Genomic DNA, 9,832 nt, shown 5'->3' on the forward strand with positions numbered 1-9,832 from the left:
ACGGATTGCAGCCGGACGCGGGGTACGTGGTTGAGGACGTCGACGCAGACACGCGGGAGCGGACTGCGGGGCGCGCGCTGATGCAACAGGGGCTGCGCGTTCGATTCCCTGCGGATCGCCTGTCGGCGCTGGTCTTCGTCGCGGCGGCTGAGTGAACCGGACGGCCGCGCGGAACGGGCGGCGACTCGATCCTAGTCAGTCAGTGGCGGCGGTGCTGGGACTGACACGCTGCGGTCGAGGAGGTCCACGGAATCAGCCGCGTCTCCCGGCCGCATGTTGAACTTCGCCACTTCGCCGCTTTCCCAGAGCTGAACCACGGCGCGGACGACCGCCGGATCGAACTGGGCGGAGGCGAGAGACCTGATTTCCTGCACCGCCTCGAACACGACGATCCCCGGCCGATATGGCCGATGCGATATCATGGCGTGGAAGGCGTCGGCCACCGCCACGATGCGCGCCAGCATGGGGATCTGTTCGCCGTTCAGCGCGTCCGGATAGCCGCCGCCGTCCCAGCGCTCGTGGTGGTTGCGAATCATGGACAGGACGGCGGCGCCTGGGTTGAGCGGGCGGATGATCTGCTCGCCGATGACGGGGTGCTGACGGCAGATCTCGAGTTCCTCATCGGTCAGCGGGCCTTGCTTGAGCAGGACTGAATCGGCGATGCCGATCTTGCCGAGGTCGTGCAGCGGGCCGTATGCCCGCAGCGCCTCGCCGGCCTCGCCGTCGAGGCTCATGGCTTTGGCCAGGCGACATGCCAGCCAGGTGACCGCCTCGCCGTGCGCGGCACTGTAGGGATCGCGCGCGGCGAGGGACAACGCCAGCACGTGCAGGGTTCTGAAGTAGGAGTGGCGGAGTTCCTCGTGCAGTTCCGCGCTTTCGATGGCTTTGCTCGCCATGTTCGCGAGAGTGGTCAGGAGGTTGAGGTCCTCGGTGCTGAAGTCATCCGCGCGCATTGCCGCGAGCGCGCCGCCCACGATCTCGGAAACCTTCACCGGCGCGGAGATGGACGCACGAACCTTGGCCCACGTCTCAAGCTGCTCGGCGAGATCCGGGGAACCCTCCACCGATCTCATGGCCGGGCCGCCCTCATCGGCGGCCGCTCTGGCGATAGCCATTGGCATATCGTTACCCGAGCCAAGCTCGGCGAGCGGGCCCTTGCTGTGCGCGCAGAGATACTGCCCGCCGGATTTGTCGAGCAAGACGAGGGACGCAGCATCGGCCTGCACCTGCCCCACGAGTGCCTCGACGACGAGTTCGGAGATGCGCTCGACGTCGAGCTGCCCGGTGAGTTCCGTGCTGGTTTGGCACAGCTTGTTGAGGCGGGTGACGCGCGCATCGAGGGCTTGTGCCGTGTCGTGCAATTGCTGGATGAGGCTGCGGTTCTCGATGCGGTGCTGCCGTTCTTTGTCGGCGAAGTAAGCGACCGTGCAGGTCAGGAAGGCGAGGAGCCCGATCAGCAGCAGGAGTTCGTTGTAGTCGGCGGCGAGCGAATCCTCGCCATATGCGACGAGGACGACGAAGGCTACTCCGAGCATCGCGATCAATCCAAACGCGAGCCAGAGCAGCTGCTTCCGCGCCTTGTCGGGAGCGTAGTCTTTCACCCCGCCACGAGGGAGATCACCGGCGGCGGAGTCCCGTGGGGTCCCCATGTCCTTAGCCCTCCGGCTTTCGGGGCAGCCTCACCAGCGTCCCGGCCGCCTGGCTGCATTCCGTGCCCCTTGACGCCGCATCCTATATTCCATAGGAGAGGCCGTTTTTCGCTATCAACACGCGCTGGCGCGGGCGATGAGGGCGCAACCGCCTGCTCAACAGCTCGCATCGAGGTGCGCGGCACGCCTAGGGAGTTGCCGGCCGAGGGTAATCGCTTCGAGCGAGGGGAGGCCGGAGGGGGGATTCACATCGACCCGTCTGCGCAAGGGGTCGTGCTGCACGGCAACGCGCTCCGCGATGTGGAGTGCGAGATTGACGACCCGGGCGGGCAGACGATGGGCCTTCCGGCGCCGTGGAGCTGCACTTGACTGCGCCTAATGCGTCCAGCGCTGGTTGCGCACCAGGGCGCGTCACACCCTCTCCTGTTAGCCTTTCCCTGCGACGGAGAGGCGTGCTCAACCACGCGCCTGGGGCCGCAGAAACCCCGTGCGCCTCTACTTCCCCGCCGGCGCGAGCGTCACCGCCAGCAGGGCTGGGCGCACCTGGCGTTCGGCGGACACGAAGTCGAGGGACTCGATCTCGACCTCAGGGCGCGGGTTGTCCCAGCGCAGGACGCCCAGCGTCGCCAGCGCGCCGGAAGCCGTTCGCCCCCGCCACAGCGCCCGCGCTTGCACGAAGCCGACCTGGGAGTTGAAATCGGCAATCGTGCTCTGATAGACCAGCGGAATCCTCTCCTCGCCGCCGTCCGCATAGCGCACGATGTAGTGCCCGACATCGGTCGGGTTCACGCCCTGGCGGTCGTAGAGATGCCGCATCCGCTGCGCGGGAACCGCGGAGGTGTGCAGGAACATCAGGGCGTCCGCCCGCCGGCCCACGGTGATCGCGCGCACCGCGTTCGGATAGTACTTGCCGCGTTCGGTTTCATCGCAGAGCATGACGCACGAGCGATCCGCGGGACTATCGTGCGGCAGGATGAGGAACGGGCAACCCCCGATCCACTCGACACCAGCTCGCAGCGCGCGCAGGTCGTAATCCGCGCCATCGCCCATCCAGCCTTCGCCCCGGTCGGAGCCAGCCAGGCTCTCGTTGCAGTACGGCGCGATATCAACGACTTCGAACCGGTCACCCCGCCGGCTTTGCGGCAGTCGCAGCAGGCCGTTGAACGTCGGTATCGGGTCATAGGCGATGTCCTCGAGCGGCGGCCGCCCGGTTGACCACGCGTTGTCCGCGCCGATCATCCACGCCGCCGAGATGTGAGGCAGGCGCTCCACCGCCCCGCGCACGCCCGACCACGTCGTGCCGAGGAAGCCGAGCGCGCGCTGCTGCTCGACCGCGCCCGCGAAATCGTAGACGTTTCTGAGGTCGAACCACGGCGAGCCGAGTGTCTCGAAGCCGTGCTCGGCGAAGTAGCCGAGCGTCCGGTCGTAGTCGTGATTCGCGTTGTAATGCCAGTCGCAGATCATGATGTCCTTGGGCACCATGTCGGTGGCGCGGGCGGTGTAAAACGGGACGTCGCCGTTGTGCTCCTCGAGGAACTGGTCGCCCCACATCATGGTGCGGATGCCGCGCTCGGCGAGATGTGCGTGAAGCGTGTTGATGTCGCGCGCCCAGAGCACCCACGGGTCGGTATCGCGGCAGCGCTCGCAGACGCCGATGTCGTCGAAGCTCGCCTCGTCGTGGCCGATATGGAAGTAGCTGGGCTGGAAGACGTCGATCAGCTCGTCCATGAGATCGAAGGCGACCTCGTAGGTCTCCGGGTTCGACGGGCAGTAGTTGAACAGGCTGCGGAAGCCCTTGGTCGTCTCCTGGCTCTCCGCGAGGTGCCGGTAGTTGGGGTTGCCCAGCACGTAGCCGAAATGCGCGAACGTGGCGAGCTGCGGGATGACCTCGAAGTGGCGCTCCTTCGCATACGCGACGAGCGCCGCGAGCTGCTTGGGCGTGGGAGCGCTGGCGGGGCCGATGTCCGGGCGGCTCGCGTACCGGAGATTGCCGTCCACCTCCCAGACGATGGTGTTGAACTTGAGCAGGGCGAGCAGGTCCACGACCTCGCGGTACAGGTCGAGATCGGCGGCGGAGGGCGAGGACCTGTGCCATCCGCGCCAGGGCAATGACGGGCGATCCAAGACCTCGCAGGCGCGGACGAAGGCCTGGCCCGCGCCGTCGGCCTGGAGCAGTTGACGCAGCGTCTGGATGCCGTAGAACGCGCCGCGATCATCGGCGCCGGTGATGGTCACCAGGTCGGGCGTCACGCGAAGCTGATAGGACTCCGGTTGGTTGCCGGCGCCGGCGGCAGCGACCCGGATCTGAACGGCGTCGCGGCGCGGCGTGCGGTTGGAGACGATGACGCGCGCACGAAGGCCGAAGCGCCCGGCGAGATCCGCGGCGAGCATGTCCGCGCCGACGCGCTGGGATTGATGCGCGATGACGATGCGCGTCCTCGCTCCCGGCCGGAAGAGGCCCTCGCCCCAGCGCAGGCTGACCGGTCGGGGGATCACGATGGGTAGGGGCGGCATCCAGCGAGCATCGCGCCGCACCATGCGCGGCGGCCCGGCCGGCGGCATGGCCAACACCAGGCCGCCGAAGCGATCCAGCCGCGCGAAGCGATCGCCGGGAACATAGGACCACGTGGAGTATTCCTCCTCGCCCCCGGCCAATCGCGTGCGGCAGAAGTTGGCGCTCCAATTCTCGGCGGGCCGCAGCGCCCCGCCCAGCGCCGCGAAGGGCACGCGCATCTCCGCCGTCCACTCGCTCTCCCCGACTGATGCCGCTGCCTGCCACTCGGCCATTTCCGGGCGCGCGCTCGGCGGCGCATACCACGACGTGTTCCACCGCGTGTCGAGCACGCGTTCCTGGCCCTTGAGGCCCTTGGGCGTGACGCCGAGGTGGGTGTACCCAGGCGTGCCCTCACGCGCCAAGAAGACCTCGACGCGATCGTCGCCCCAGATGGATGATGCGCTGAGCCTGAGGTTCGAGACGTCGGGTTCCGCGCACCTGAAGGCGACGTAGAGCGCGTCGTCGTCGAACGCCGCCATCGCGGTCGTCGCGACCGGCGCGAGTTCCCCTTGTCCGCCGAGGATCATGAAATCGGCGGCGGCCTGCGCCCCGTGCCATGCCTGATCGTCAAGGCGGCCGTCAATCCGCGGTGGTGTCGCGACGTGCGCCACCCGCAGGTATGGCATCTCGGCGATCTGCACCAGCGACGCGTCATCGAACCACGCCGTGCCTTTGCCCGCAGTGATGAGCGACACCTTGAAGAAGTCCGCGTCGGGCGTGGCGCTGAACGTCGCGGTGCGCTGCTCCCACTCCGCGGGCGCTGTCTCGTGAAACAGCGTGCTGCTGAGATAGTCGAGCCCGCTCTTGCGGAACTCGTAAACGATGATGCTGACCGGGCAGTCGCCGCGCAGCCAAGCGCTGAAGCGATACGTCGCGCCGGGCCGCGCCGGGATCGGCTGCTGGCTCACGCGCACCCACGCGGCGTTGTCGGAGGCATGTTCGATGCGCTGGCTCGCGGCGCCGTCGCGGCGGACGGTCGGGTCAATGGCGAGGGCGCCCTGCGCGTCCTCCTTGGTGTGGATTTCGCGAATCCAGCCGTCGGCCAGGCCGTCTGCGTCCTCGTCAACGTCAAACGATGGATTGGCAAACAGATTCTGGAGGGCTGAGGCGGGCGCTGCAACAGCGACCGCCGCCGTGACCGCCGCCGCAATGAGCAGGGACGAGATGTAGCGCTGCATGTGGCGTCTCCTCCTGAGTGACGGTTCCTCGGAATCGTCAAAGCCGCGATCGGCTCATTGTCGCCATCGGATGTTCTTGCGCCGTCGGGGGCGTTCGCCCCTGCCCCTGGGGGCGCCGCGTTGGGCGTCGGCTGGCAGCCTGAGTCGTCATTCGCTTGCCGCATCGGGCGATCCGTGATATATTGTCACGCGTGGTTTGGAGTGTTGGCCGGCCCTGTGCTCGCCGGCGGATGTGCGCCCCTTGGGTGAGCGCGGGTTTGCCCAGGCCTGATTTGGGCTAACATCTGTCGAGGTTCGTGTATCGGGGGAGGACGCAAGGGACGGCGCGGAACCTCCCAAACGAACCTCGTCCGGAAGAGTCCACGTGTATTACCGGTGCTACGGTAACACACGAGACTCTACGGGTAACTTGTTGCCCCCAGGGGGGTGAAAGTGAACGATCTGGCAAGATTCGCAGTTGACCGCGCGATTCGCGCCGGCGCGTCGTACGCCGACTGCCGCGTTGCAAAGCGGCGCCGCGAATCGGTACACGTGAAGAACAGCGTCGTGGACGCCCTGGAGAGTTCCGAGGAACTCGCGGCGGGCGTTCGCGTCATCGCCAACGGCGGGTGGGGCTTCGCCGCCACCGCGGATCTCGAGCGCGGCAGCATCGAGCGCACGGCGGAGCTGGCGGTGCGCATCGCCAAGGCCTCGGCGTCCGTGTCCGGCGAGCAGCCCGCGGCCCTCGACCCCCGCAAGCCGGTGCGCGACTCCTGGGAATCGCAGTTCGAAATTGACCCGTTCGACGTGCCCCTCGAGGACAAGATCAGTCTGCTCCTCGACGCCGACCGCACCCTGCGCCAGCACAAGGAGATCAGCGTTTCCTCCGGCAACCTTGCGTTCTACGACGAGGAGAAGGACTTCGCGAGTTCCGAGGGCGACGACATTCACCAGCGCAAGATCGAGTCGGGAGGACTCATCAGCGCGACCGCGGTTGACGGCGAGCGCGTGCAGGAACGCTCCTATCCGTCCTCTCTCGACGGCTTCCACGCCGCGGGCGGGTGGGAGGTCGTTGAAGGCATGGATCTCAAGGGCGGCGCCGAGGTCATCGGGCCGCAGGCGGTGAGCCTGCTGTCCGCTCCGCCGTGCCCCCGCGAGCGCCTGCCGATCATCATTGACAGCTCGCAGATGGCGTTGCAGATCCACGAGTCGTGCGGGCATCCGACGGAACTCGATCGCGTGTTCGGCACCGAGGCGAGCTACGCCGGCACGTCGTTCCTCACCCCGGACAAGCTCGGCGGCCTCCGCTACGGTTCGAGCCTGGTCAACATCACCGCTGACGCGACCATCCCGGGCGCGCTGGGCACCTTCGGCTGGGACGACGAAGGCGTCCCCGCGCAGCGCACCTATCTGGTCAAGGAGGGCGTGTTCTGCGGCTACCTCAGCTCGCGCGAGACCGCGCCGCGCGTCGGGCTGCACAGCTCTGGCACGATGCGCGCGGATGGCGCCAACCGCCTGCCCCTGATTCGCATGACCAACATCAACCTCGAAGCGGGCGACTGGGACCTCGAGGAGATGATCAAGGACACCAAGCGCGGGCTGTTCTTGCAGACCACCAAGAGCTGGTCGATTGACGACCTGCGCCTCAACTTCCAGTTCGCGACGGAGATCGCGTGGGAGATCAAGGACGGATCGCTCGGCGGCATCATCCGCGACGCCACGTATCAGGGCATCACCCCCGAGTTCTGGGGCTCGTGCAACGCAGTGGGCAACGAGGAATCCTGGCGCATGTGGGGCGTCACGAACTGCGCCAAGGGCGAACCGGTGCAGCTCATGCACGTCGGCCACGGGGCGCCGCCGACACGCTTCGGCGGCGTGCGCGTGGGCATGGTGGAGAAGTAGCATCACGCTGCACCACCGGGCCGCCTCACGCCCATCTCACTGAGGAGCGCACCGTACCATGCTGGGAAAAGATCGCGCGCTGCAACTGCTGGAGGAGACCCTCGGCCATTCGTCCGCCGACCAGACCGAGGTCGTCATCATGGCGGAGGTCGTGGGCGTCACGCGCTTCGCCAACTCGATGATCCACCAGAACATCGCGGAGACTGCGGCGAGAGCGTCGATCCGGTCGGTAATCGGCAAGCGCGTCGGCTCCGCGGCCACGAATCGCGTCGAGTCGGGGCAGCTGCGCGCCACCGCCGAACGGTCGGCGGAACTCGCGCGGCTGCAGACCGAGAACAAGGAGTTCGTCTCTCTGCCGAAGCAGCAGCCGATATCACCGGTGCGCGCCTTCAGCGTCGCGACCGACGCCTCGACCCCCGAGGCGCGCGCCGCCATGGTCGCCGAAATCGTCTCCATGGGCAAGCAGGAGAACTGCGCCGTGTCCGGCGTGCTCTCGGTCGAATCGGCGGAACTCATCGTCGGCAATTCGCTCGGCATTCGCGCGTATCACCCCGCGACCACCGTCCTGCTCAACGTCATCGTGTCCGACGAGACGTCAAGCGGGTACGCGCATTGGATGGGCGTGGACATCTCCCGCCTCGATCACAAGGCGCTCGCGTGGACCGCGATCGAGAAGTGCATCCTCGGCCGCCGATCGGCGTCCATCGACCCCGGCGAGTACGAGGTCATCCTCGAGCCGCCGGCGGTCGCTGACTTGCTCCAGTTCCTGGCCTACCTCGGCTTCGGGGCGAACGCAGTGGAGGAGGGGCGCTCGTTCATGTGCGACCGCTTCGGCTCCCGCATCACGGGGGAACAGATCTCAATCTGGGACGACGGCACGGATGCGCGCGGCCTGCCCATGCCGTTCGATTTCGAGGGCGTGCCCAAGCAGCGGGTGGATCTGATCAAGGACGGCGTCGCCAACGCAGCGGTCTATGATTCGTACTACGCGAACAAAGAGGGCAAGCAGTCAACCGGCCACGCCTTGCCCGCGCCGAATACCTACGGCCCGATGCCGATGAATCTGTTTCTCGGCGCCGGCACCGCGTCGCGCGAGGAGATGATCCGCGCCACCCGCAGCGGGCTGCTCGTCACGCGCTTCCACTACACCAACATCGTCCAGCCCAAGGAAACCGTCATCACCGGCATGACGCGCGACGGGACGTTCCTGATCGAGAACGGCAAGCTGGGCCAGCCGGTGAAGAACCTGCGCTTCACCCAGAGCATCCTCGAGGCGCTGGCGACGACGCAGCTCATCGGCAGCGAGGTGGTGCTCGCCGACCGCTGCGTCGTCCCGGCAGTCAAGCTCGGGCGGTTCACCTTCACGAGCTGAGTGGGGCACGCCGCCGCGCGCGCGGTCGCTCACTTAATACCCAGGCACGAGTCCGGCCTAGATGATGCATAACGAGTGGCGCGCTATGGGGTATCGGCTATTCCACAGAGAGCCGGAGCCGTTCTCGCATCTGGTCCGTGGGGGTCTCAACCGGGCCTGCCGGCCACAGATCCTACCTGAAATGAATCAGCCCGTCGACCGGGGCATAGTCATCTGTGAGCGTGGGCACGTCGCCGATGGGGACTACATGCCCTACGTAATTCTTCAGCCGTAGGGTCAGTTCATCGTCCTTGATTGCGCTTCCCTGCATTGCCGCGGCACGCGTCCGCAAGGTTTCCAGACCGATCGGGTCTTTCGAGTTCAGCGCGAAGACCTCGATGTTCATCGAGCGAAATCCTGTGTCCGGCACTTGGAACGCATGCACTTGGGGAAACGTCTCCTTCATCGTCCGGTAGACAGAGCGGAAGAACCGGCTGGTCGGTCCCCTGGTTGCCCCGATGACGTTATTCACCATCACGCCGCCGGGAGTCAGACGGCGGCGCGCGATCTCGAAGAACTCCCGCGTGGCAAGGAAGAAGGGCGCGGTCTCCGCGTAGTACGCGTCGAGGACGATCAGGTCCCAGCTCTGCTTGCTGCGCCGCAGGAACATGCGGCCATCGGACTGGTGGATGGCGAGCCGGGGGCCAGGATGAACGTCGAAGTAGCGGGCGGCAATCTTAATTACGTCAGGATCGATCTCGACTGCGTCCACCTTGACCTGCGGATAGTCCCTGACAAAGCGCTTGGGGATCGTCCCTCCGCCGAGCCCGATCACGAGCACGCTGCGTATCTTCGGGTTGAACAGGAAGGCGATATCGGTGTAGTCGGTATAGGACAGCCCGCGCCCGTGCGGATCGCGGCGTTGCATCTGGGTGTGGCACCAATTATCCGCCCGCAGCCACCGGTAGTTCTGATCCTCGGTTACGAAAAGCCGATGGTACGGGCTGTCCCGCTCCAGGAGTACGCGCTGCTCGGCACATCCGGGAGGGGATGCTTGCAGCACGACGAAGCACGCGATCGCAGCGGCGATGATCCGCGGGAGCCTGGGCCCGGCGGCTGCAATCAGGGCGCTCAGAATCAGCAGGCCACCCAGCAGGTAGAGTATGGCGCGAGTTCCGATCCACGGTATCAAGTAGAAGGCGGTGCCGAGCGTGCCCGC

At 66.7% G+C, this 9,832-nt stretch carries 5 protein-coding genes; 2 read left to right on the forward strand and 3 right to left on the reverse strand.

Features of this window, described 5'->3' with window-relative positions; genetic code table 11:
* Positions 1-191: 191 nt before the first annotated feature.
* Both JSV65_16745 and JSV65_16750 read right to left on the reverse strand, forming a co-directional pair.
* Positions 192-1,649 (reverse strand): HD domain-containing protein, encoded by a 1,458-nt coding sequence (locus tag JSV65_16745; protein UCH34167.1) that lies wholly within the window; start codon positions 1,647-1,649, stop codon positions 192-194.
* A gap of 495 nt (positions 1,650-2,144) precedes the next feature.
* Positions 2,145-5,381: a family 20 glycosylhydrolase gene (locus JSV65_16750; protein UCH34168.1), complete on the reverse strand. Its 3,237-nt coding sequence runs from the start codon at positions 5,379-5,381 to the stop codon at positions 2,145-2,147.
* 432 nt (positions 5,382-5,813) lie between these two features.
* Here JSV65_16750 and JSV65_16755 point away from each other — a divergent pair, with 432 nt between their 5' ends.
* Entirely contained in the window at positions 5,814-7,262 is a 1,449-nt protein-coding gene (locus JSV65_16755; GenBank protein UCH34169.1) for a TldD/PmbA family protein, read from the forward strand.
* A gap of 58 nt (positions 7,263-7,320) precedes the next feature.
* Positions 7,321-8,634, forward strand: a complete 1,314-nt coding sequence (locus JSV65_16760) for a TldD/PmbA family protein (GenBank protein UCH34170.1) — start codon at positions 7,321-7,323, stop codon at positions 8,632-8,634.
* 172 nt (positions 8,635-8,806) lie between these two features.
* Here JSV65_16760 and JSV65_16765 read toward each other — a convergent pair.
* The coding region (locus JSV65_16765; protein ID UCH34171.1) for a fused MFS/spermidine synthase at positions 8,807-9,832 on the reverse strand (1,026 nt) is incomplete at its 5' end.

This window comes from Armatimonadota bacterium (genome assembly GCA_020354555.1).
GTDB lineage: Bacteria > Armatimonadota > Hebobacteria.